This is a genomic window from Kitasatospora sp. NPDC007106 (assembly GCF_040634455.1).
GTDB lineage: Bacteria > Actinomycetota > Actinomycetes > Streptomycetales > Streptomycetaceae > Kitasatospora > Kitasatospora arboriphila.
Window position 1 is genome coordinate 1 of record NZ_JBEYFP010000042.1, and the last position, 23,793, is coordinate 23,793.

The 23,793-nt window shown below is 74.4% G+C and carries 19 protein-coding genes and 2 pseudogenes; 13 read left to right on the top strand and 8 right to left on the bottom strand.

The annotated features are described in order from the left end of the window. Positions 1–83: 83 nt before the first annotated feature. The 3 genes from ABZ641_RS07200 to ABZ641_RS07210 all read right to left on the bottom strand — a co-directional run bounded on the left by ABZ641_RS07200 (position 84) and on the right by ABZ641_RS07210 (position 4,000). Positions 84–923, bottom strand: coding sequence for a patatin-like phospholipase family protein (locus ABZ641_RS07200; protein ID WP_359979817.1), 840 nt, complete (start codon positions 921–923; stop codon positions 84–86). A gap of 373 nt (positions 924–1,296) precedes the next feature. After that, entirely contained in the window at positions 1,297–2,628 is a 1,332-nt protein-coding gene (locus tag ABZ641_RS07205; protein ID WP_359979820.1) for an LLM class flavin-dependent oxidoreductase, read from the bottom strand. A gap of 169 nt (positions 2,629–2,797) precedes the next feature. Further along, a complete protein-coding gene (locus ABZ641_RS07210; RefSeq protein WP_344626019.1) occupies positions 2,798–4,000 on the bottom strand; it encodes an ROK family transcriptional regulator in 1,203 nt (400 codons plus the stop codon). A 264-nt stretch (positions 4,001–4,264) separates the two neighbouring features. Between ABZ641_RS07210 and ABZ641_RS07215 the strand changes: the two genes are divergently transcribed. Both ABZ641_RS07215 and ABZ641_RS07220 read left to right on the top strand, forming a co-directional pair. Further along, the gene (locus ABZ641_RS07215) at positions 4,265–4,675 is read left to right on the top strand and encodes an OB-fold nucleic acid binding domain-containing protein (RefSeq protein WP_095875656.1); all 411 of its coding nucleotides are present in this window, start codon (positions 4,265–4,267) and stop codon (positions 4,673–4,675) included. After that, positions 4,672–5,418, top strand: a complete 747-nt coding sequence (locus ABZ641_RS07220; protein ID WP_359979824.1) for a DUF3159 domain-containing protein — start codon at positions 4,672–4,674, stop codon at positions 5,416–5,418. Before ABZ641_RS07215 ends, ABZ641_RS07220 begins: the two co-directional genes overlap by 4 nt. A 54-nt stretch (positions 5,419–5,472) precedes the next feature. On the opposite strand, the gene ABZ641_RS07225 is transcribed toward ABZ641_RS07220, so the two are convergent. Both ABZ641_RS07225 and ABZ641_RS07230 read right to left on the bottom strand, forming a co-directional pair. Beyond that, positions 5,473–6,144, bottom strand: a complete 672-nt coding sequence (locus tag ABZ641_RS07225) for a TrkA family potassium uptake protein (RefSeq protein WP_344626017.1) — start codon at positions 6,142–6,144, stop codon at positions 5,473–5,475. After that, complete coding sequence (locus tag ABZ641_RS07230; protein ID WP_344626016.1) at positions 6,144–6,812, bottom strand: TrkA family potassium uptake protein; 669 nt, start codon at positions 6,810–6,812, stop codon at positions 6,144–6,146. The genes ABZ641_RS07225 and ABZ641_RS07230 overlap by 1 nt, the downstream gene beginning before the upstream one ends. Before the next feature lie 249 nt (positions 6,813–7,061). Here ABZ641_RS07230 and ABZ641_RS07235 point away from each other — a divergent pair, with 249 nt between their 5' ends. The 8 genes and pseudogenes from ABZ641_RS07235 (at position 7,062) to ABZ641_RS07270 (ending at position 15,853) form a co-directional block, all read left to right on the top strand. Next, complete coding sequence (locus tag ABZ641_RS07235) at positions 7,062–9,113, top strand: APC family permease (protein ID WP_344626015.1); 2,052 nt, start codon at positions 7,062–7,064, stop codon at positions 9,111–9,113. Positions 9,114–9,484: 371 nt separating this feature from the next. After that, positions 9,485–10,816, top strand: coding sequence for a TRAM domain-containing protein (locus ABZ641_RS07240; RefSeq protein ID WP_359979838.1), 1,332 nt, complete (start codon positions 9,485–9,487; stop codon positions 10,814–10,816). A 346-nt stretch (positions 10,817–11,162) separates the two neighbouring features. Next, positions 11,163–11,396 carry a toxin-antitoxin system HicB family antitoxin gene (locus ABZ641_RS07245; RefSeq protein WP_030270443.1) on the top strand — a complete coding sequence of 78 codons (234 nt, stop codon included), beginning with the start codon at positions 11,163–11,165 and terminating at the stop codon, positions 11,394–11,396. Further along, on the top strand, positions 11,393–11,818 hold the full coding sequence (locus tag ABZ641_RS07250; RefSeq protein WP_344626014.1) for a fic family toxin-antitoxin system, toxin component: 426 nt from the start codon (positions 11,393–11,395) through the stop codon (positions 11,816–11,818). Before ABZ641_RS07245 ends, ABZ641_RS07250 begins: the two co-directional genes overlap by 4 nt. Before the next feature lie 69 nt (positions 11,819–11,887). Then, positions 11,888–12,724 carry a putative RNA methyltransferase gene (locus ABZ641_RS07255; protein WP_344626013.1) on the top strand — a complete coding sequence of 279 codons (837 nt, stop codon included), beginning with the start codon at positions 11,888–11,890 and terminating at the stop codon, positions 12,722–12,724. A gap of 261 nt (positions 12,725–12,985) precedes the next feature. After that, complete coding sequence (locus tag ABZ641_RS07260) at positions 12,986–14,281, top strand: ATP-binding protein (protein ID WP_344626012.1); 1,296 nt, start codon at positions 12,986–12,988, stop codon at positions 14,279–14,281. Between the two features lie 101 nt (positions 14,282–14,382). Then, positions 14,383–14,691: pseudogene (locus ABZ641_RS07265) on the top strand (nucleotide pyrophosphohydrolase); the annotation flags it as partial. Positions 14,692–15,061: 370 nt separating this feature from the next. Next, positions 15,062–15,853 carry a DUF6099 family protein gene (locus ABZ641_RS07270; protein WP_359979829.1) on the top strand — a complete coding sequence of 264 codons (792 nt, stop codon included), beginning with the start codon at positions 15,062–15,064 and terminating at the stop codon, positions 15,851–15,853. On the opposite strand, the gene ABZ641_RS07275 is transcribed toward ABZ641_RS07270, so the two are convergent. After that, positions 15,844–16,110, bottom strand: coding sequence for a hypothetical protein (locus ABZ641_RS07275; RefSeq protein ID WP_359979832.1), 267 nt, complete (start codon positions 16,108–16,110; stop codon positions 15,844–15,846). The two genes, ABZ641_RS07270 and ABZ641_RS07275, sit on opposite strands and share 10 nt — an antisense overlap. A gap of 299 nt (positions 16,111–16,409) precedes the next feature. Next, positions 16,410–17,408 (bottom strand): 2,3,4,5-tetrahydropyridine-2,6-dicarboxylate N-succinyltransferase, encoded by a 999-nt coding sequence (dapD, locus tag ABZ641_RS07280; protein ID WP_344626009.1) that lies wholly within the window; start codon positions 17,406–17,408, stop codon positions 16,410–16,412. 221 nt (positions 17,409–17,629) lie between these two features. Between dapD and ABZ641_RS07285 the strand changes: the two genes are divergently transcribed. From ABZ641_RS07285 to argF, 3 genes are all read left to right on the top strand, one after another. Then, positions 17,630–19,237 carry a 3' terminal RNA ribose 2'-O-methyltransferase Hen1 gene (locus ABZ641_RS07285; RefSeq protein WP_344626008.1) on the top strand — a complete coding sequence of 536 codons (1,608 nt, stop codon included), beginning with the start codon at positions 17,630–17,632 and terminating at the stop codon, positions 19,235–19,237. Further along, on the top strand, positions 19,234–21,939 hold the full coding sequence (locus ABZ641_RS07290; RefSeq protein WP_359979835.1) for a polynucleotide kinase-phosphatase: 2,706 nt from the start codon (positions 19,234–19,236) through the stop codon (positions 21,937–21,939). The genes ABZ641_RS07285 and ABZ641_RS07290 overlap by 4 nt, the downstream gene beginning before the upstream one ends. A 165-nt stretch (positions 21,940–22,104) precedes the next feature. Beyond that, entirely contained in the window at positions 22,105–23,106 is a 1,002-nt protein-coding gene (gene argF, locus ABZ641_RS07295; protein ID WP_344626006.1) for an ornithine carbamoyltransferase, read from the top strand. Between the two features lie 72 nt (positions 23,107–23,178). Here argF and ABZ641_RS07300 read toward each other — a convergent pair. Next, positions 23,179–23,793, bottom strand: a pseudogene (locus ABZ641_RS07300) (hypothetical protein); the annotation flags it as partial.

Consider the following 23,793-nt stretch of genomic DNA (forward strand, 5'->3'; position numbering starts at 1 on the left):
CGCACGGCCGCGCGCCCCCCCCGCCGCCGCCCCCCGCCGCGGCCGCCGCGCGCCCCCCCCCCGCCCCCCGCGGCCGGGCGCGTTCACCTCCCCCACACCTCCGCGACCTGCGCGGCGATCCGGCGGCCCTGCGCGAGGCCGGCCGCCGCGGCCGGCGTCCGCACCGCCGGGTCCAGCGGGTTCACGCCGAACGCGGCCGCGGACGCCTCGTCCGGGGTCACCGCCAGCACCGCCGCACCGCGCGCCTCCAACGCGGCGACCTGCGCGGTCAGCGCCTCGTCCGGCAGCGGCGCCAGCACCAGCACCCGGCCGCCCTCGGCCAGGTCGGCGTTGGCCGAGCTGCGGACACCGCCGTCCACGTACCGGGAGCCGTCCACCGAGACCGGCGGCCAGATCCCCGGGACGGCGCAGCTCGCCGCCACCGCATCGACCAGGCCCACCCCGGACTCCCGGTCGATCAGCACCTCCTCGGCCGTGCCGGCGTCCACCGCCACCAGGGTGAGCGGCCACGCCGGCCAGTCGTGCCGCGGCAGCCGCCCCTCGATCACCTCGCGGCGGGCCGGTTCGGACACCGTCTCCGCGGCCAGGGCCATCTCGCAGACCGACCGGCGCAGTTCCACCGGGTCGACGGTCTCCTCGACGAGCTTCCCCCAGACCGCGGTCAAGGTGGCGACCGTGGCCGGGTCGGGGGTCAACTCGGCGTTCTGCAAGGTGGGTTCGCTCTGCCGGTGGTAGAGCTCGGTGAGCGGCAGACCGCTCGCCAGCTGACCCGCCACGGTGGAACCCGCCGACGTGCCCACCACCTGGTCCGCCGTGCCGGCCACGGCGACACCCTCCGCCTCGAACCCGGCCAGCAACCCGGTCAGCCAGGCGATCCCCGCCAACCCGCCCCCGCCGAGCACCAATGACTTCCGGTCCGTCATCCCCGCCTCCTCGTCCGTGGGAGCGGGGCGTGGGTGCCGCGCTCCGAGAGTGCCAACGGGCCGGGGTGGGCGGGGTGTTCCTCGTTGGGGGCTGCTGCGCAGGGCTGGTGGGGTGGTGGGGTGGTGGGTGGAGAGCGGGGCGTGGGTGCCGCGCTCCGAGAGTGCCAACGGGCCGGGGTGGGCGGGGTGTTCCGTACCGGGAGCACGCTCTGTGCCGCGGGTGGTCACACCTCAGGGGCGCGGGGAACTGCGCAACCGGGACGCGGGTGTCATGACTGCACGGGCCGGGCCTGGTCCGTACGGTGAGCCGCATCCGAATTGCGCAGTTCCCCGCGCCCCTGGGTTCCTCCCCGCGCCGGGGGTGGGGGTGGGGTCAGGCCGCGGTGGACCAGCGGCCGGCGGGGCGGTGGAGGCCGTAGTGCTCGCGGAGGGTGCGGCCGGTGTAGCCCTCGCGGAAGAGGCCGCGCTTGCGGAGGATCGGCAGCACCTGCTCGACGAAGTCGGTGAGGCCGTCGGGGAGGATCGGCGGCATCACGTTGAAGCCGTCCGCGGCGCCCCGGGTGAACCAGGTCTCGATGTGGTCGGCGATCTGTTCGGGGGTGCCGACGGCGACCTGGTGGCCGCGGCCGCCGCCGAGTCGGCCGATCAGCTGCCGCAGGGTGAGTCCGTCGCGTTCGGCGAGGTCGCGGACGAGCTCGAAGCGGCTCTTGGCGCCGTTGATCTCGGTGACCGGCGGCAGCGGCGGCAGCGGGGCGTCGAGCGGGTGGTCGGTGAGGTCGACGCCGAGGACGCCGGAGAGGACGGAGACGGCGCGGGCGGGGCTGATCAGGGCGTCCAGTTCCTCGTCGAGGCGGCGGGCCTCGGCCTCGGTGGAGCCGATCACGGGCACCACGCCGGGCAGGATCTTCACCTGCTGCGGGTCGCGGCCCGCGGCGGCGGCCTGCCGCTTGAGGTCGGCGTAGAAGGACTGCCCCTCCTCCAGGGTCTGCTGCGCGGTGAACACGGCCTCCGCCCGGCGGGCGGCGAACGCGCGGCCGCTGCCGGAGGAGCCGGCCTGGACGAGCAGCGGGTGGCCCTGCGGGCTGCGCGGGATGTTCAGCGGCCCGCGGACGCGGAAGTGGGTGCCGGTGTGGTCGATCTCGTGGACCCGGTCGGGGTCGGCGAAGGCGCCGGTGGTGCGGTCGAGCAGGAGGGCGCCGTCCTCCCAGCTGTCCCAGAGCGCGGTGACGACGTCGAGGAACTCGTCGGCCCGTTCGTAGCGGAGGGCGTGCTCCTGGTTGGCGTCGCGTCCGAAGTTCTGGGCGGCGCGGTCGCCGGCCGAGGTGACGATGTTCCAGCCGGCCCGGCCGCGGCTGATGTGGTCGAGCGAGGCGAACTGCCGGGCGAGGTTGTAGGGCTCGGAGAAGCCGGTGGAGACGGTGCCGATGAGCCCGATCCGTTCGGTGACCACGGCGAGCGCGGTGAGCAGGGTGAACGGTTCGAAGTGGCTGATCAGGCCCCAGCCGCCGTCCGAGCGGGCCTCGACGCCGTCGGCGAGGAAGACGGAGTCGAAGGAGGCCGCCTCGGCCTGCCGGGCGAGGTCCTGGAAGTGGCCGATGTCGGCGGCCTGCGCCGGGTCGGTCCGGGGGTGGCGCCAGGCGGCCTCGTGATGGCCGACGCCCATGAGGAAGAGGTTGAAGTGCAGCTGGCGGTCGTTCTCGGGCATGGCGGAGGGCTCCGGCTCGGAGGAGGGGACGAGGGGTCCCTGCCATCCTCCGGGCGGCCCGGCGGGCGGACAACGATTCCTCGGCCCGGCGGAATTAATGCGGCGTTGACGGACCGTTCGCACTGGTCGGAGCGCTGGTGCGGGCCGGCCCGGGGCGGGGACCCGCAGGTCAGGACGCCCGGGCGGTTCGCAGCTCCATCGGCCGCCGGTACGCGCTGTCGAGGACTCCCGCGCAGGCGGCGACGGCCAGCAGGTCCAACCCGAAGGAGCCCGCGGCGACGAGCTGTCCGGGCTCGGGGCGGGCCCGGGCGAGCACCTGCTCGTGCAGGACGTCCGCGAGGTGCGGGGAGACGGCGAGTCCGGCCTCGCTGACCACCAGCACCTCCGGGTTGAGCACGTCGAGCAGCAGGGCCGCGGCGGGGGCGATCAGCCGCAGCCGCTCCTCGAAGAGTTCCAGGGCGTCGGGGCGGCCGGCGGCGGCACGGGTGAGCAGCAGGTCGAGGTCGGGCTGCGGGACGACGCCGAGCCGGTGCGCGCGGCGGACCAGGGCGCGGTCGGAGACAGTGGCCTGGAGGCAGCCGGTGCGGCCGCAGGGGCAGGGTTCGGTGGAGCCGGGCACCGGCAGGTGACCGATGTCACCGGCCCGGGAGCGCCTGCCCTGCAGGACGCCCCCGCCGGTGGCGATGGCGGCGTCGACGACGTTGCCGACGAAGAGCTGCACGAGGTCGGTGGCCTCGCGGCCGGCGCCGAAGAGGAGTTCGGCCCGGGCGAGGGCGCGGGCGTGGCCGTCGACATGGACGGGCAGCCGGGTGACTCCGGCGAGGTGGTCGCGGACGGGCACGTCGTGCCAGCCGAGCGGGGCGTGCTCGACGACGACGCCGCGTTCGGAGTCGACCCAGCCGCCGGTGACGACGCCGACGCCGAGCAGCGAGCGTCCGGCGGTGCGGCGGGCGGTGAAGGAGGGCAGGTGGGTGCGGATCGTGCGCAGGACGGCGGTGGCGTCGCCGTGCCGGGGGAGCCGTTCGTGGGCGACGACGCGGCCGCGCAGGTCGAGCAGGGCGAAGGTGATCCACGGGACGCCGATGTGGACGCCGCAGGCGAGGTGGTGGCGGGTGTCGATGTCGAGCGGCAGCCGGGGCCGGCCGGCCCGCGGCGGGCCGTCGGCCGGGGGCAGTTCGCGCAGCAGGCCGAGGGCGGCGAGGTCGGTGGTGTGCCGGGAGACGGCGGCGGCGCTGAGGCCGGTGGCCCGGCCGAGGGCGGGGCGGGTCAGCGCGCCGCGCACCAGGACGGCGCGTAGCACCGCCCCGGCGCCGCCGCCCTCGGTGGACTGGGGGGCTCGGCCGAACGCGGGGGAGGCGACCAGGGAGAGCATGCGGTCGATGGTCGCAGCGGGGTGTTGCACGGGCGTGGCGGCGGCGTGAAGCGGTGGCGGGGCCGGTGGCCGGCCGCAGCACGAGAGGCTGCACCGCCGCGGCAGCGGGCGCACGCGGGCGGCGTACGGCCGGCCGGACGCGCCGGCGGGTCGGGGCGGCGGGTCACACCGGCCCGCCGCGGACCGGGCGGCCCGCGGGTGCGGCGGCCCGGTGTGACCTGCAGCCCTGCCGCGCGGGCCCCGTCACCCGGTAGCCTTTCCGACATGAGTGGTGACATCCGCAGCGACCAGCCGCAGGGCCGCTTCCGACGCATGCTCAACCGGCTGACCTCCTCCACGGAGGAACTGGAGGCCGAGGAGCTGCGCCAGGACACCGCCGAGTCGGGATGCACCCCGATCGCCAGCTGCGGGGACCGCGAGGTGGTCACCGTGGCCGGGACCCTGCGTACCGTGACGATCCGCCCTCGGGCGGGCGTGCCGGCCCTGGAGGCCGAACTCTTCGACGGCAGTGACGCGCTGGACGTGGTCTGGCTCGGCCGCCGCTCGATCGTGGGCATAGAACCGGGTCGGCGGCTCATCGCCTCCGGCCGGATCAGCCACGCACGCGGGCGCCGCGTGCTGTTCAACCCCCGCTACGAGCTGCGTCCGGTCGGACACGGGAGCGAATCAGCGTGAGCAACCTTCCCGGCGGCGAGTCCGCCGCCCGCACCGCCGACCTGCCCACCGGGATCGAGCCGGCGGTGGCGCACGACCCCGTGCCGGAACCGGGCACGGCGGCGCACGACGCGGCGGCGTCCAAGGAGGCCGCCGAGACGGTGATCAAGGCCTTCGGCGGCGTCCGCGGCATGATCGACATGACCCTGCCGGGCCTGGTCTTCATCATCGCCTTCAACGTGACGCACCAGGTCGCCCCCGCCGCGTGGTCGGCGCTCGGCCTGAGCGCGCTGTTCGTGGTCGTCCGGCTGGCGAAGCGGGAGACGATCCAGCACGCGTTCAGCGGCGTCTTCGGCGTCGCGATCGGCGCCTGGATCTCGATGAAGACCGGCAAGGCGGAGAACTTCTACCTGCCCGGCCTGCTGTACAGCGTGGGCTACTGCGTGGCGCTGGCCGTCTCCGCGCTGGTGCGCTGGCCGCTGATCGGCGTGATGCTCGGCCCGATCACCGGCGAGATGTTCACCTGGCGCACCCAGAACCCGGGCCGGCTCGCCGCGTACACCAAGGCGACCTGGGCCTGGGTGGTGATCATGGGCATCAAGCCGGTGATCCTCTTCCCGCTGTACTTCACCGGGAACGTCAACCTGCTCGGCTGGCTGAAGGTCGCGCTCGGGATCCCGCCGATGCTGCTGGCGATGTACGTGACCTGGCAGATCCTGCTGAAGGCGCCGCCGCCGATCAAGGCGCAGACGGACACGGAGTGACGAGAGGGGCCGCACCCGCCGGGTGCGGCCCCTCCGCCGTGCCTGCGCGTCCCGCTACTGGGCGCCGGAGCCCGCCGACAGCAGGCTCTCCAGCTCCTCCTCGCGCTCCTGGGCGGCCACGAACAGCAGCTCGTCGCCGGCCTCCAGGGTGTCCTGCTTGCCCGGCACCAGCACCCGGCCCTCGCGGATGATCGTGACCAGCGCGGTGTCCACCGGCCAGGGCACGTCCGCGACCCGGGTGCCGACCAGTTCGGTGTCGGCGGCGAGGGTCAGCTCGACCAGGTTGGCGTTGCCCTGGCTGAAGCGCATCAGCCGGACGAGGTCGCCGACGCTGACGGCCTCCTCGACCAGGGCCGACATCAGGCGCGGGGTGGAGACGGCGACGTCAACGCCCCACGACTCGTTGAAGAGCCACTCGTTCTTCGGGTTGTTGACCCGGGCGACCACCCGCGGCACGCCGTACTCGGTCTTCGCGAGCAGCGACACCACCAGGTTGACCTTGTCGTCGCCGGTGGCGGCGATCACCACGTGGCAGCGCTGCAGGGCGGCCTCGTCCAGCGAGGTGATCTCGCAGGCGTCGGCGAGCAGCCACTCGGCCATCGGCACGCGCTCGACCGAGATGGAGTTCGGGTTCTTGTCGATGAGGAGGACGTCGTGGCCGTTCTCCAGCAGCTCGCCCGCGATCGAGCGGCCGACCGCACCGGCCCCGGCAATGGCGACACGCATCAGTGACCACCCTCCTCGGGGCCCTTCGCGAACGCGGCCTCGACCGCGTCCAGCTCGCTCCGGCGCAGGGTGACGTGCACCAGGTCGCCCTCCTGGACGACCATCTGCGGCTCGGGCAGCACGCCCTCGCCGAGCCGGGTGAGGAACGACACCCGGACGCCCGCGGCCTCCTCCATGGCGCTCAGCCGGTGCCCGACCCAGCTCGGGGCGTAGGCGATCTCGGCGAGCTGGATGCTGCCGCTCGGGTCCTGCCACAGCGGCTCGGCGCCGCTCGGCAGCAGCCGGCGCAGCATCTGGTCGGCCGTCCAGCGGACGGTCGCCACGGTCGGGATGCCGAGCCGCTGGTAGACCTCGGCGCGGCGGGGGTCGTAGATCCGGGCGGCGACGTGCTCGACGCCGAAGTTCTCGCGGGCGACCCGCGCCGCGATGATGTTGGAGTTGTCACCGCTGGAGACGGCGGCGAAGGCGCCCGCCTCCTCGATGCCCGCCTCCCGCAGGGTGTCCTGGTCGAAGCCGACGCCCGTAACCCTCCGGCCGTTGAACCCGGCACCGAGACGGCGGAACGCCGTCGGGTCCTGGTCCACCACGGCCACCGAGTGACCCTGTTTCTCCAGGGCTCTCGCGAGGGCCGAGCCCACGCGTCCGCAGCCCATGATGACGATGTGCACGGGACGCTACCTCACCCGGTCCGTTGGGGCCATGACCTGCGCAAACACCGCTCATCATCCTTCCACACCCCCGCATTCCGGGGGTGGATCGTCGTCGGCGCCTTCGACCTCGGCACCTGGGGCAACCAGGGTGTTGCCCGCTATCCCTTCATCCGACACGCTAGCCGGTCCACCGAACACAGTCTCGACGGAGGGGGCACCGGTCGTCGGAGCACATGTCGGCAGCCCCTACGATTCCTTGATGTGCCTATGCCTGCCGATCTCCCGAAACGCATCCTGATCGGGCGAGCGCTCCGCAGCGACAAGCTGGGGGAGACGCTCCTGCCCAAGCGGCTCGCGCTGCCCGTGTTCGCCTCGGACGCGCTGTCCTCCGTCGCCTACGCCCCCGAGGAGATCCTCCTCACGCTCTCCATCGCCGGGGCCTCGGCGATCCACTTCTCCTGGCAGATCGGCCTCGTCGTCGCCGTCGTGATGCTCGCGGTGGTCGCGTCGTACCGGCAGAACGTGCACGCCTACCCCAGCGGCGGCGGCGACTACGAGGTCGCCACCGTCAACCACGGCCCCAACTCCGGCCTGGTCGTGGCGAGCGCCCTGCTCGTCGACTACGTGCTGACCGTCGCCGTGTCCACCACCTCCGGCGTCGCCAACGTGGTCTCCGCCGTCCCCTCGCTGCGCGGCCACGAACTGCCGCTGTCGATCCTCGTGGTCATCCTGCTGATGGGCATGAACCTGCGCGGCGTCCGCGAGTCCGGCAGCGCCTTCGCCGTCCCCACCTACGCCTTCATGGCCGGTGTGATGGGCATGGTGGTCTGGGGTGCGATCCGCTCCGGCCTCGGCCAGACGATGAACGCCGAGAGCTCCGGCTTCCACCTGCAGGCCACCCCCGGCAACGACTCGCTGGCCGGCTTCGCGATGGTCTTCCTGCTGCTGAAGGCCTTCTCCTCCGGCTGTGCCGCGCTGACCGGTGTCGAGGCCATCTCCAACGGCGTCCCGGCCTTCCGCAAGCCCAAGAGCAAGAACGCCGCCACCACCCTGCTGATGATGGCGTCCATCGCCGTCGTGATGTTCATGGGCATCATCTGGCTGGCCCGCCTCACCCACGTGCAGATGGCCGAGGACCCGGCCGAGCAGCTCGTCGGCGCCGGCCCCGGCTACCACCAGAAGACCGCGCTGGCCCAGATCAGCGAGGCCGTGTTCTCCAACTTCACGCCCGGCTTCTACTTCGTCGCCACCGTGACCGGCCTGATCCTGGTGCTCGCCGCCAACACCGCCTTCAACGGCTTCCCGGTGCTCGGCTCGATCCTCGCCCAGGACCGCTACCTGCCCCGCCAGCTGCACACCCGCGGCGACCGCCTGGCCTTCTCCAACGGCATCATCCTGCTGGCCGGCGTGGCGATCCTGTTCATCATCGCCTTCGACGCCGACCCGACCCGGCTGATCCAGCTGTACATCGTCGGCGTCTTCGTCTCCTTCAACATGAGCCAGTCCGGCATGATCCGGCACTGGACCCGCCTGCTGCGCACCGAGACCGACCCGAAGAAGCGCTCGCATATGCAGCGCAGCCGGGCCATCAACGCCTTCGGCCTGGTGATGACCATGGCCGTGCTGATCGTCGTCCTCGCCACCAAGATCAGCCACGCCTGGATCGCCATCGCGACCATGGTCGTGCTCTTCGTGATGATGAAGGCGATCCGCCGCCACTACGAGCGGGTCTCCACCGAGCTCGTCGCCGCCGAGGAGCCCGAGGACGTCGCCCCGCCGACCCGGGTGCACGCCATCGTCCTGGTCTCCAAGCTGCACAAGCCCGCCCTGCGCGCCCTCGCCTACGCCCGGCTGGCCCGCGCGCACACCCTGGAGGCCGTCACCGTCAACGTCGACCCGGCCGACACCGAGGCGCTGCGCAAGGACTGGGACGCCCGCGGCATCGAGGTGCCGCTGAAGGTCCTCGACTCGCCGTTCCGCGAGATCACCGGCCCCGTCCTCGACTACGTCAAGAACCTGCGCCGCAGCAGCCCCCGCGACGTCGTCTCCGTCTACATCCCGGAGTACGTCGTCGGCCACTGGTACGAGCACCTGCTGCACAACCAGAGCGCCCTGCGCCTCAAGGGCCGCCTGCTGTTCAAGCCCGGTGTGATGGTGACCTCCGTACCCTGGCAGTTGGAGTCCTCCGAGCGGCGCAAGCCGCAGAAGGCATGGTCGGCGCCGGGCGCCGTCCGCCGCGGCGAGCCCCGCCACCACGGCGGCCGGCCGTTCGAGACCTCCGACACCACCCGGACCGGCAACAAGGACGGATCACCGTGACCCGCAACAACCCGCCCCGATCGGGCGGCTCGGCCGGCCGCTCCGGCCGCTCCGGCGGCCGCCCGGGCCAGGTGGCCCACCCCAAGTGGAGCAACCGGTCCGCCCGTCCGGCGGCCACCGACCGCGAGGGCTACACCGCCCAGACCGCGCCCCGCGCTCCCCGCGAGGAGGCGCCCGCGGACGAGCGGACGGCCCCGCAGGGCCGCGGCACGGCCGGCAAGGACCAGCTGGCCGGCTCGAAGGGCCGGCGGCCGGGCAAGCAGACCGTCCGCCCGCCGAAGGCGCTGCGCACCGGCGAGCCGAAGTCCGGCGCGGCGGCGAAGCGGGCGTCCACGGCGGCGTCCGGGCCCCGGGCCGAGTCGAAGCCCAGGGTGCCGAGCGGCGATCCGCTGGTCGGCGAGCGCTACGAGGTCGAGGTCGGCCCCGTCGCGCACGGCGGCGGCCACTGCGTCGCCCGGCACGAGGGCCGGGTGCTGTTCGTCCGGCACACCCTGCCCGGCGAGCGCGTGATCGCCCAGGTCACCGAGGGCACCACCACCTCCCGCTTCCTGCGGGCCGACGCCGTGGAGGTCCTGGAGCCCGCCAAGGAGCGCATCGCCGCGCCCTGCCCGTTCTCCGGCCCCGGCAAGTGCGGCGGCTGCGACTGGCAGCACGTCACCCCGGGCGGCCAGCGCAAGCTCAAGGGCCAGGTGCTGACCGAGCAGCTCGCCAAGCTCGGCGGGCTGACCCCCGCCGAGGCCGGCTGGGACGGCTCGGTGGAGCCGGTCGGCGGCAAGCTCCCGGCGGGCGAGGTCCCGGCCTGGCGCACCCGCGTCCAGTACACCGTCGACCCGGAGACCGGCCGGGCCGGCCTGCGCCGGCACCGCTCGCACGACGTGCAGCCGATCGACCGCTGCCTGATCGCCGCCGAGGGCGTCACCGAGCTCGGCGTCGAGGCACGGGACTGGGACGGCGTGGCCGCCGTGGAGGCGGTCGCCGCGACCGGCTCCTCGGACCGCCAGGTCATCCTGCGGCCGCGCCCCGGCGAGCAGCTGCCGCTGGTCGAGCTCGACCGGCCGGTGTCCATCTCCCGCGTCGACGAGCAGGGCCTCTTCCACCGGGTGCACGGCCGGACCTTCGTCCGCGAGCGGGCGGCCGGCCGGACCTGGCGGGTCTCCGAGGGCGGCTTCTGGCAGATCCACCCGCAGGCGCCGGACACCCTGGTCGACGCGGTGCTGGAGGGCCTGGACCCGCAGTGGGGCGAGATGGCCCTCGACCTGTACTGCGGCGTCGGCCTGTTCGCCGGCGCGCTGGCCGACCGGGTCGGCGAGGACGGCGCGGTGCTCGGCATCGAGTCGTCCAAGCAGGCCGTGGCCGACGCCCGGCACAACCTGGCCGCCCTGGAGAACGTCCGGATCGAGTGCGACCGGGTCGAGACCCTGCTGCCGCGCACCGGCATCACCGCCACCGACCTGATCGTGCTCGACCCGCCGCGCTCCGGCGCCGGCCGCGAGACCGTCGCGCACCTGGTCGGCCTGGAGGCCCGCCGGATCGCGTACGTCGCCTGCGACCCGGCGGCGCTCGCCCGGGACCTGGCGTTCTTCCGCGAGGGCGGCTACCGGCCGGTCTCGCTGCGGGCCTTCGACCTGTTCCCGATGACCCATCACTTCGAGTGCGTGGCGATCCTGGAGCCGGTCGGCGAGGGTCCCGGCGGGAACGAGTAGCCGCTGCCGCGGACAGGAACCGCTTCGATCGGCGGGCACGGGAGGAGACTCCGGTGCCCGCCGATCGGCGTTCCGGGGCCGGAGGGTCCCGTTCCGCGGAGCCGTGGCGGGAATTCGCCGTACACGCGTGTGCCGCCCGCCCGTCGACCGGGGGACGGCCGGGCGGCGGCCCCCGTTCACCGGCGGCGGTCGGCGCAGGTCGGGGGCGCTGCGGGACGGCGCCGTCCGATCGTTCCGCGGGGCTGGTTTCCGGTGGGGCGCGAACGGACATCTGAGGGGGGCGGGCACGGCGAGGCGGCCGGAATGCGCCCTTGCTGTGCTAGCACCCCAGCGCTAGCTTGAATTCATGGCCAAGAAACAACTCAACGTCCGGGTGGACGCCACCACCGCCGAGATGGCCCGGGAACGGGCCGAGCAGCAGGGGATCAGCATGAACCAGTACATCGAACGGCTCGTCCAGCAGGACATGGGCGAGGCCGGGCGCCTCTTCGTGGACACCGCGGCCCAGTTCATGAAGGAGTACGAGACGGCCTTCCTGGCCGAGTTCGGGGAGCCGGGTGCCCAGGATGTGCGCCGTTGAAGCTCGAGGTCGACCTCTCGTGGCTGCTCATGACCGCTGAGCAGTACACCCCGGGCGACCCCCAGGTCACCGACTACGGGTCGCTGCTGGCCGCGGTCGCCCGGCACCAGGCCGAGATCTTCGACATCGCCGTCTACCCCGAACCGCACGACCGGGCCGCGGCCCTGATGCACCAACTGATCCGCATCCCCTCGCTGGAGCGGAACAACGAACTGTTCGCCACCGCCGTCGCCTACGCCTACCTGGTCGCCAGCGGCTGCAGCGTCGCCACCACCGCGCGCGAGGTCCGCAGTCTCGCCCGCGGCATCCGCGAGGGCAAGATCGGCGTCAGCGGGGTCGCCGAACGGCTCTCCGCCTGGGTCGTCGACGAGCCCGAGGAGGAAGAGGTCAGCGGCGACGACGACGAGGACGACACCGACTGACGCGCCGGGCGACACCGGCCGACTCGTTAGGCTTGGGCCCCACCCCCGAGCCCGACGAGGACCGCCACGTTGCTGCAGGACATCGAGCCCCACCTGGCCTGCCCGCACTGCGCGCAGCACCTCGCCCTCGACGGCCGCACCCTGCGCTGCCCCGCCGGGCACAGCTTCGACCAGGCCCGGCAGGGCTACGTCAGCCTGCTTCCCGGCGACGCGCACACCGGCACCGGCGACACCGCGGAGATGGTCGCCGCCCGCAGCGACTTCCTCGCCGCCGGCCACTACCGGCCCGTCGCCGAGGCACTCGCCGACGCCGCCGCGGACGCCCCCGGGGACCTCTCCGACGGACTGGTCGCCGACCTCGGCGCCGGCACCGGCCACTACCTCGCGCACGTCCTCGACCGCCTCGACGGCCCGGCCGGCGCCGCCCTCGACATCTCCAAGTACGCCCTGCGCCGCGCCGCCAGGGCCCACCCCCGGATCGGCGCCGTGGTCTGCGACGCCTGGCGGCCGCTGCCCCTGCTCGACGACTGCGCCGACCTCGTCCTCAACGTCTTCGCCCCGCGCAACGGCCCCGAGATCCGCCGCGTGCTGCGCCCCGGCGGACGCCTGCTGCTGGTCGCGCCGACCTCCCGCCACCTGCGCGAACTCGTCTCCGGGCTCGGCCTGCTGTCGGTCGACGAGGAGAAGGAGCGCCGGATCGACGAGAAGCTGAACCCCTGGCTGCGCCCGATCGACCGCACCGAGGTGGAGTTCACCCTGCGGCTGTCGCACCGGGACGCCGCCGCCGTCGTCGGCATGGGCCCGAACGCCTGGCACACCGACCCGGACCGGCTCGCCGCCGCACTCGCCGCCCTGCCGGAGCCGGTCGAGGTCACCGGCTCCGTGCTGCTCTCGGTGTACGGCTGAGCTGCCCTCGGTGTGCAGCTGAGCTGCTCCCGGTGTACGGCTGACGCATCGCCGGCCGGGACGGCGTCCGTGTCGCCGGCCGCACCCGTGTCCGCGCCGGTGTCCTCGTCGCCGTCCGTGACGCGGCCCGTGCTGTCGGCACCGGGCCGCGTGGACCCGCAGGGGAGGCGGTGGGGGCGGTGTGCGAATGCTGAGCCGTTCGTGTGAACCGGCCCGAGCAGGGACGTTTCGTCCGGCCCCCCGGCCGCTAGGGTCCCCCGGGTGACCAGCGAAGCCGCCGCTCCCGCAGCCCCGATCGCCCGTCCCACCCGCCGCCCCGCGGTCGAGGAAATCCGGCTGACCTCCTTCAAGTCCTACCGCCGCACCACCCTGCCGCTCTCCCCGCTGACCGTGCTGCACGGCCCGTCCGGCGTCGGCAAGTCGAACGCGCTGGACGCCCTGGCGGTGCTCTCCCGGCTGGCGATCGGAGAGGAGATCGGCCCCTCGCTGGACGGCGTCGGCGGCACCGCAGGCCCGCTCGCCGGGCCCGTGCGCGGCGGCCTGATGGGGTGCGTCCCGCACGGCCGCAACGCGATCATCCTCGGCTGCACCGTCCGCTCCTGCGCCGGACCGATCCGGCTGGAACTGGTCGTCCGCACCGACGGCCGCGTCCGGGTGGCCCGGGAGTGGCTGACCCTCGCCGGCGAGACCTTGGTGGAGACCGGCGAACAGGACATCGCCCAGGGCCGGGTCAACGTCACCTGGCACAACGACACCCGGCAGGGCGACATCCGCGCGCCCTTCCCCAGCGACAGCCTGATCACCGCTCAGATCCCGCTCCGGGTGGCCGGCTCCTCGCCCGGCGAGCGCAAGGTGCTCGCCGCCACCGAACAACTGCTCACCGCCCTGCGCGAGGTCTTCCCGCTGCACCCGGTGCCCGCCGCGATGCGCAGCTGGACCAGGCCCGAACCGCAGGCCCGGCTGGTCGGTACCGCCTCCAACATCTCCGCCGTGCTCGCCCGGCTGGAGAACGAGTGCAGCCGCCGCTACGGGCGCCTGCTCAAGGCCGTCCAGGCCGCCGCCCCGCACCCGCTGCTCGGGCTGGAGGTCGCCCGCCGCGGGGAGGACGCCCAGCAGCGGCTGATGGCCGTCTTCGACGAGGGCGTGCTCGGGCGCACCGGCGCCGACCAGGCCTCCGACGGCATGCTGCGGCTGCTCGCCTTCGCCGCGGTGCTGCTCACCGGGGCCGGGGTGCTGGACGTCGACGCCGCGGCCGAGGTGCCCTCCGCCCACCGGCAGCTGACCGTCCTCGCCGAGGACCTGGGGGCCGGTCTGGGCACCGAACAGGTCGCCTCGCTGCTGCGGGTCGCCCGCGAGGTGTGCGACAAGGGGGACGTCCGGCTGCTGGCCGCACTGCAGGAGCCCGCCGCCACCGCGGAGGTGGAGGGGCTGGACCTGGTCGAGTGCCGCCGCGACCCGGCCACCGGCCACAGCGTGCTCGTCCTGCCGGACCGGACGCCCCGGGTACCGCAGCAGGCCGGGAGGGGCGACGCCGATGGGGTAGACCTGGGGGCGTGACCGACAACGACAAGCCCTCCGGCCCCGGTGGTTCCCACCCCGGCCGGGGCGGATCCGGCCGCCCCGCGCCCGAGCCCGGACCGGCGCCGGGCGAGGACGCACTGGTGCGGCTGAGCCGCCGCCTCGACGCGTTCGCGGCGGCGCGCAGCTGGCAGCCGTACCACACGCCCAAGAACCTGGCCGCGGCGCTCAGCGTGGAGGCCGGCGAGCTGCTGGAGATCTTCCAGTGGCTGACGCCGGAACAGGCGGACGCGGTGATGGCCGAACCCGACCGAGCCCACCGGGTCCGGGACGAGGTCGCCGACGTGCTGGCCTACCTGCTGCAGTTCTGCAGCGTGGTGGGGGTTGACCCGGCAGAGGCGCTGGCGGCCAAGATCGAGCGGAACGAGGAGCGCTTCCCGGTGCCGGGACGCTCGCCGGCTGCGGGCGAAGGGGTGGCGTCGCGGCCGCCGTCCGCGGGTGGGAAGCCGCTGTCCGCGGGTGCGGGCTCGCCGTCCGGGGCTTCGGAGTCGCTGCCTGCGGGTGGGGAGTCGCCGTCCGGGGCTTCGGAGGCGCCGTCCGCGGGTGCGGGCTCCTCCGGGGATTCGTCGGACGATCGGACCGGCTGACGCCCGAGTCCAGGTGGTTCGTCGCTCGTACGGGTGACCCCGGTTGTTCACAGGGGCGGGTTGTCCACAGGTCCGGCCCGGGCGGCCGGCCCGGGCGGGGCCGGCCAGCACGCTTGCGTCGAGACACACCGTCGGCAACGGCGGTCCCGATGCGAGCGAGGGGAGCGGCGGCATGGACGCGCTGCGACTGATCAAGACGACCCGGCACGCACTGGCCGAGGCCAGGACGGCGCAGGGCGTGCTGCTGGAGGCCCGTCAGGCCGGCCTGCTCACCGAGGCGGTCGGTGCCCGGATCGCGGAGCAGGACTCCGGCGAGATCGGCGCCCTCGGCCAACTCCTCTGCGACGCGGGCGCCCATGCGGCAGGCTGCCTCGACGACCCGCCGGGCGCCCTCGGCACCCTCGACACGCTCGACGTCCTCGGCCCGCCCGGCACGGACTGGGCCGGCGGCCGGGCCCGCCGCCTGGACGACCTCGGCGAGCTCGACCCCGTCCTGTGCGAACTCTGCTTCCTGCTGCACGAGGTGGCCGAGGCGCTCGTCGTGCTCGCCTGCGGCGCCGACGCGGAGAGCGTCTACTGGCGCTGCATCGACGGGGTGGACGCCGGTGCCGACTGCAAGGAGGTGGCGGCCGAGCTGCTCCGGGCCGTCCGCCGCGCGAACGGTCTCCCGCCGCCCGAGGAGGACGGGCCGGAGTACCTGGACGAGGGCCCGTTCGACGTCCCGGCGGGCCGGCCGGGGTGCTCCGGGGAGGCTGTGGACTCCGTGGACTCCGTGGGCGCCGGGGATTCCGTGGACCTGTCGGCCACCGGGTCGGAGGACCTGTCGGAGGACCCGTCGGAGCGACTCGGCCCGCTGCTGTCCGTCCGCCTCGGCCCGCCAATCGGTGCTGGTGCTGGTGCTGGTGCTGGTGCCGGTGCCCGTGCCCGTGCGGGGGCGGGTGCCGGAGCGGTGGGTCAGCCGTGAGCGTCCGGCCGGGGAGCCTCGTCGTCCGGCGTGCCGGTCCGGGAGGCGGAGGACCGCAGATCGGCGCCCAGACCGGCCAGGCTGGCACTCACGGTCGCCAGCAGCTCCTCCATCTGCTGCAGGAGGTCCTTCGACGCCTCGGCCGCGGACACGTCGTCCGCGAGGTTCTGGGACGCGCCGCCGGGCCCCTCGCCGACCGGAGCGGACAGCGAGTCGGGCAGGGAGTCGGAGGCGGAGTCGGACAGGGGATCGGACATGGGGGTGCCCTTCCAGCTCGACGGTGCGGAGTACGGCGTCCGATACCGGCGCCGCCCGTCCAACGACCCCCGCCCGCGGGCGGTCACCGGGGACCACCCGTTGAGGTCCAAGACCGCCGCCGGGTCAGCCCCTCGGGTGAGCGCGGCTTGCGGCCCCGGTCCGCCCTCGGCTAGGGCCCGGAGCCGGGGCCGACCGAGGGCGGGACCGGGCGCCGCCCGGTGAGCTGCGGCGGAACGGCAGCGGGCCCGGGCCGCGTACACGGAGGTACGCCGCCCGGGCCCGCCCGGAACACAGGAGATCAGTTGTGCGCGTGCAGCTCCGCGTTCAGCCCGCCCCACGAGCCGGACCGCGCGATGACCTCGACGGCGCCGCTCTGCGAGTTGCGGCGGAACAGCAGGTTGTCCTGGCCGGACAGCTCGACCGCCTTGGCGATCTTGCCGTCCGGGGTGGTCACCCGGGTGCCGGCGGTCACGTACAGACCGGCCTCCACCACGCAGTCGTTGCCCAGCGCGATGCCGATGCCGGCGTTGGCACCGAGCAGGCAGCGCTCGCCGACCGAGACGACCTGCTTGCCGCCACCGGACAGCGTGCCCATGATCGAGGCGCCGCCGCCGATGTCGCTGTGGTCGCCGACCACGACACCGGCGCTGATCCGGCCCTCCACCATCGAGGTGCCCAGCGTGCCGGCGTTGAAGTTGACGAAGCCCTCGTGCATCACCGTGGTGCCCTCGGCGAGGTGCGCGCCGAGGCGGACGCGGTCCGCGTGGGCGATCCGCACGCCCGTCGGGACGACGTAGTCGGTCATCCGCGGGAACTTGTCCACGCCGTAGACGGCCAGCTGACCGCCCTGCGCGCGGACCGCCAGACGGGCCTGCTCCACGTTCGCCACCGGCACCGGGCCGACGCTCGTCCAGGCGACGTTGGCGAGCAGACCGAAGATGCCGTCCAGGTTCTGCCCGTGCGGCTTGACCAGACGGTGGCTCAGCAGGTGCAGACGCAGGTAGGCGTCGTGCGCGTCGAGCGGCTTGTCGTCCAGGGAGGAGATGGTGGTGCGCACGGCGACGACCTCGACGCCGCGGCGGGCGTCGCTGCGCAGCGCCTCGGCCGCGCCGGCACCGAGCTCGGACTCGGCCTGCTCGGCGGTCAGCCGGACGGTGCCCGCCGGGCCGGGCTCGGCCGTCAGCTCGGGCGCGGGGAACCAGGTGTCCAGGACGGTGCCGTCGGCCGCGATCGTCGCCAGGCCGGCCGCGACGGCGCCGCGTGCGAGGGAGGAGGTTTCAGCAGTCACATCGTGCACGTTAACGAATCGGGGGTGGCCGTGCCGAACGCGCTCACCGTGCGGACGCCGCGACCGGGCACCCGCGCGCCCCCTCCGACGTCCATGCCCCCGACCCCGCGGCCGACCCGCCGGCGCGCGGACCGCCCCCGGGACGGGCCGGCACCCGGGCAGGCCCGGGACTTGCGCAGCAGCGCAAAATCCGGTGACCGGCCGATCGTCCGTCGGCGATACTCGACCGGGTGTTCATCTCGATCTCCACCACGGCCACAGCCGACCGCCCGGCCACTGACCTGGGCTTCTTGCTGCACAAGCACCCGGAGAAGGTGCAGCGCTTCTCCACCTCGCACGGGGTGGCGCACGTCTTCTACCCGGAGGCCACCGAGCAGCGGTGCACGGCGGCCCTGCTCCTCGACATCGACCCCGTCGCCCTCGTCCGCCAGGGCCGCGGCCGGGGCCGGTCCGGCTCGCCCGACCTCGCCCTCGCCCAGTACGTGAACGACCGGCCCTACGCCGCGTCCTCGCTGCTGGCGGTGGCGCTGCGCACGGTCTTCCGGTCGGCGATGAAGGGCGTCTGCGAGAAGCTGCCCGGCCGGGCCGAGCTGGTCATGCCGCTGCGCATCGACCTCCCCGCGGTCCCCGCGACCGGCGGCGGCGAGGGCGGCGGTCCGGCGATGGTGCGGCGGCTGTTCGAGCCGCTCGGCTGGCAGGTGGACGCGGTGGCGGTCCCGCTGGACGAGACCTTCCCCGAGTGGGGCGAGTCCCGCTACGTCCGGGTGGAGCTGACCGGTGAACTGCGCCTGGCGGACGCGCTGCAGCACCTGTACGTGCTGCTGCCGGTACTCGACGGCGCCAAGCACTACTGGGTGGCGCCCGACGAGGTCGACAAGCTGCTCGCCGCCGGCGAGGGCTGGCTGGCCGACCACCCCGAGCTCGCCGTGATCACCCGCCGCTACCTGGCCCGGCGCTGGTCGCTGACCAGGCTCGCCATGGAGCGGCTGGCCCTGGCCCGGCTCGCCGAGGCGGACGACAGCGAGGCCGAGGAGCTGGACAACGCCGTCGACGACGACCCGCCGGCCGACGACCCGGCCGCCGAGGCCCCCGGCACCGACGCGGCCGGCACCGACACGGGCGGCACCGACACGGCTGTCACCGACGCTTCGACCGGCTTCGCGCCGACCGCGGCCGAGCCGGACGCCGGCGACCGGCCCGTCCCGCTCGCCGTCCAGCGGCGTGCCGCGATCCTGGCCGCACTGGCCGAGACCGGCGCCGCCCGGGTGCTCGACCTCGGCTGCGGCCAGGGCGAGCTGGTGGGCGAACTGCTGAAGGACGCCAGGGTGACGGAGGTGCTCGGCGTGGACGTCTCCTCGCGGGCGTTGGCCGCGGCCGGGCGCAAGCTGCGGCTCGACCGCATGAGCGAGCGCCAGGCAGCCCGGGTCCGCCTCATCCAGGGCGCGCTCACCTACACCGACGCCCGGCTCAAGGGGTACGACGCGGCCGTGCTGTCCGAGGTGATCGAGCACCTCGACCTGCCCCGGCTGCCCGCCCTGGAGTACGCCGTCTTCGGCGCGGCCCGTCCGCAGGCCGTCGTCGTCACCACCCCGAACGTCGAGTACAACGTCCGCTGGGAGACCCTCCCGGCCGGCCACGTCCGGCACTCCGACCACCGGTTCGAGTGGAACCGGGCCGAGTTCGCCGCCTGGGCCGAGCGGGTCGCCGGCACCTACGGCTACACCGTCGCCCTCCGGCCGGTCGGACCGTTCGACGAGGAGGTCGGCGCGCCGACCCAGCTCGCCCTGTTCCGCACGGCCACCACCGACAATGCCCCTGAAGGGAGCGTGACCCGATGACCTCCGACGTCCTGCCCACCGGCGGCTCCGCCGACGACGGCCTGCCCGCCGGCCCCGCGGACACCGGCCCGGACACCGGCGCGGACACCACCGCGGACACCGGCGGCATCGTCGGCGCGGCTGCCGACGCAGCCGCGGCCGAGGCCGCGCAGCCCGTCCGCCGACTGCCCGTCACCGACGTGTCCCTGGTCGTCCTGATCGGCACCAGCGGCTCCGGCAAGTCCACCTTCGCGCGCCGGCACTTCCAGCCGACCCAGGTCGTCTCCTCCGACTACTGCCGGGGTCTGGTCGCCGACGACGAGAACGACCAGTCGGCGTCCACCGACGCCTTCGACGTGCTCCACTACATCGTCGGCAAGCGCCTCGCGGCCGGCCGGCTCACCGTCGTCGACGCGACCAACGTGCAGCCGGAGTCCCGCAAGGCGCTGATCAGGCTCGCCCGCGAGCACGACGTGCTGCCCATCGCGATCGTGCTGGACGTGCCGACCTCGGTCTGCGCCGAGCGCAACAGCCACCGGCCGGACCGCCAGCTGCCCGCGCACGTCCTGCCGCGCCAGCAGCGCGAGCTGCGCCGCTCGATGAAGGGGCTGGAGCGCGAGGGCTTCCGCAAGGTGCACGTCCTGCGCGGCGAGGCCGAGGTCGCCGCCGCCGAGATCGTGCCGGAGAAGCGGTTCAACGACCTGCGGCACCTCACCGGCCCGTTCGACATCGTCGGCGACATCCACGGCTGCCGTTCCGAGCTGGAGACGCTGCTCGTCCGCCTCGGCTACCGGATCGACCGCGACGACCGCGGCCGCGCCGTCGACGCCGCCCACCCCGAGGGCCGTACCGCGGTCTTCGTCGGCGACCTGGTCGACCGCGGCCCGGACACCCCGGGCGTGCTGCGCCTGGTGATGGGCATGGTCGCGGCCGGCCACGCCCTCTGCGTGCCCGGCAACCACGAGAACAAGCTCGGCCGGCACATGGACGGCCGCAAGGTCACCGTCTCGCACGGCCTGAAGGAGTCGATCGACCAGCTCGCCGCCGAGCCGGAGGAGTTCCGGGCCGAGGTCCGGGCGTTCATGCGCGGCCTGGTTAGCCACTACCTGCTGGACGGCGGCGCCCTGGTGGTCTGCCACGCCGGCCTGCCCGAGAAGTACCACGGCCGCAACTCCGGCCGGGTCCGCTCGCACGCGCTCTACGGCGACACCACCGGCGAGACCGACGAGTACGGCCTGCCGGTCCGCTACCCGTGGGCCGAGGAGTACCGCGGCCGGGCGCTCGTCGTGTACGGCCACACCCCGACGCCCACGGCGAGCTTCGTCAACAACACCATCTGCCTGGACACCGGCTGCGTCTTCGGCGGCCACCTCACCGCCCTGCGCTACCCGGAGCGCGAGCTCGTCACCGTCCCGGCCGAGCAGGAGTGGTACGCCCCGCGGCGCCCGCTGCACACCGACGCGCCCGGCGGCCGCGAGGGCCGTCCGCTGGACCTGGCCGACGTGGCCGGCCGGCGGATCGTCGAGACGGCGCACCACGGGCGGGTCTCCGTCCGCGAGGAGAACGCCGCCGCGGCGCTGGAGGTGATGAGCCGCTTCGCCCTCGACCCGCGGCTGCTCGCCTACCTGCCGCCGACCATGGCGCCCTCCGCCACCTCCCGGCGCGAGGGCTACCTGGAGCACCCGGAGGAGGCGTTCTTCGCCTACCGCCACGACGGCGTGCAGCAGGTGGTCTGCGAGGAGAAGCACATGGGCTCCCGCGCGGTCGTCCTGGTCGCCCGGGACTGGTCGGCGCTGGAGAAGCGGTTCGGCCTCGCCGGCCCGGGGGCGATCTGGACGCGCACCGGCCGCGCCTTCCTCGGCGACGAGGAACTGACCGGCGCCGTCCTGGCCCGTCTGCGGGCCGCCGCCGAGCGGGCCGGGCTCTTCGACGAGCTGGGCACCGGCTGGCTGCTGCTGGACGCCGAGCTGATGCCGTGGTCGCTGAAGGCGGCCGAGCTGCTGCGCCGCCAGTACGCGGCGGTCGGCGCTGCGGCCGGCGCCGCCCTGCCGCAGGTGCTCGACGCGCTCGACCGGGCCGCCGAGCGCGGCCTGGACGTCGCCGACCTGACGGCCCGGCAGCGGCAGCGCGCGCTCGACGCCGACGCCTTCACCGCGGCGTACCGGCGCTACTGCTGGCCGACCGAGGGCCTCAGCGGGATCAGGCTCGCCCCGTTCCAGCTGCTGGCCGCCGAGGGTGCCAACCTCGCCGTGCTGCCGCACGACCGGCACCTCGGGTGGCTCGACCGGCTGGTCGGGGCCGACGACCCCGACGAGCCGATCCTGCAGCGCACCGGCCGCCTGGTCGTGGACACCGCGGACGAGGCCTCCGTCGCGGCCGGCATCGCCTGGTGGGAGGAGCTCACCGAGGCCGGCGGCGAGGGCATGGTGGTCAAGCCGCTCGCCTCGCTGGTCCGCGACGCCGGCGGGCGGCTGGTGCAGCCGGGCGTGAAGGTCCGCGGCCGGGAGTACCTGCGGATCATCTACGGCCCGGACTACACCGAGTACCTGGACCAGCTGCGCCAGCGCTTCCTGGGGCACAAGCGCTCGCTGGCGCTGCGCGAGTACGCCCTCGGCCTGGAGGCGCTGGACCGGCTGGCCGCCGGCGAGCCGCTGTGGCGGGTGCACGAGCCGGTCTTCGCGGTGCTCGCCCTGGAGTCCGAGCCGGTCGACCCGCGGCTGTGACCTGCCCGTGCGCGCGACCGCCGTCCCCGTGACGCCGTCCGGCCCGCCCCCGCGCGACCTGCGGGGGCGGGCCGGGTCGCCCGCATCACAGCGCCATCCCTGCATACAAATTCCGACAGTCGTATACACTTCCCGTCTCGACATCGGACGACCCAGGAGCCCGGTATGGCGTTCAACCTCCGGAACAGGCACTTCCTCAAGGAGCTCGACTTCACTCCCCAGGAGTTCCGCTTCCTGGTGGACCTCGCCGCGCAGCTGAAGGCCGCCAAGTACGCCGGCACCGAGCAGCCCCGGCTGCGGGGCAAGAACATCGCCCTGATCTTCGAGAAGACCTCCACCCGGACGCGCTGCGCCTTCGAGGTGGCCGCCCACGACCAGGGCGCCGCCACCACCTACCTCGATCCGGCGGGTTCCCAGATCGGCCACAAGGAGTCCATCCGGGACTCGGCCCGGGTGCTCGGCCGGATGTTCGACGGCATCGAGTACCGCGGCCACGGCCAGGAGATCGTGGAGGAGCTGGCCGCGCACGCCGGCGTCCCGGTGTGGAACGGGCTGACCGACGAGTGGCACCCGACCCAGATGCTCGCGGACGTGCTCACCGTCCGCGAGCACTGCGCCAAGCCGCTCGGCGACGTCGCCCTCGCCTACCTCGGCGACGCCCGCAACAACATGGGCAACTCGCTGCTCGTGACGGGCGCCCTGCTCGGCATGGACGTGCGGATCGTGGCCCCGCGGGAGCTCTGGCCGGCCGACGACGTGCAGAAGGCCGCCCAGGACCTCGCCGCGACGACCGGCGCCCGGATCACCGTCACCGAGTCGGTGGAGGAGGGCGTGGCGGGCGCCGACTTCCTCTACACCGACGTCTGGGTCTCCATGGGCGAGCCCAAGGAGGTGTGGGCCGAGCGGATCGCCCTGCTGAAGCCGTACCAGGTCTCCATGGACACCGTCCGGCTGACCGGCAACCCCGCCGTCAAGTTCCTGCACTGCCTGCCCGCGTACCACGACCTCGGCACCGAGATCGGCCGCCAGATGCACGAGGAGACCGGCATGACCGAGCTGGAGTGCACCGACGAGCTCTTCGAGTCCGCGCACTCGGTGGTCTTCGACCAGGCGGAGAACCGGCTGCACACCATCAAGGCCGTGCTGGTCGCCACCCTCGGGGACTGACCGCACCCCCGGGGGCCGGGCCGGACCGGGCCGGCCGTGCCGCCGCCGGCGGTCCGGCCCGTCCCGGGGCGCTCAGAAGTCGACGTTCACGCACGCCACCCGGGCGCCCGCCGGGTGGGCGCCCTCGGCGTGCACGGTGTGCAGCACCAGCGACCGCGCCCCGCCAGGCCGGAACCGCCAGTGCACCGCGGTCCGCGCCGTCCCGTCCCCGGCCGCGTCGGTGCGCAGGGCGAGCCGGACCTCGTTGCGGTCGTTGGCGTAGGCCGGGTCGGTGGAGGGCTGCACCGGGTCCACGGCGTCCTGGTAGTGCGGGCCGGAGGCGGCCGGGTCCGCCCCGCACTGCCCGGTGTGCACGTGGGCGGCCAGTTCGGTGGCGGGGGCGATCCCGGTGAGTTCCAGCGCGACGGCCGTCCCGGTGCCGGTCCGGGTCTCGGTGACCCGGACGCGGGAGCCGTACGGCACGACGTCCGGGGCGTGGCTGATCGCGGCCGGCGGGACGAAGGCCGTGGCCGGCGCGAAGTCCGCCTCGACCACCGTGCCGGGCCCGCCGAGCGCGGGCAGCAGCAGGAGGGCGGGCAGCGCGGCGGTGAACGGGACGGGCATCGGCGCACCTCTCGACGGGCCGCGGCGCTCGGGCGCCGGGCGGGGCCAGCACCCCACGGTGGCGGCCCGCGGCTGCCGGTGCAC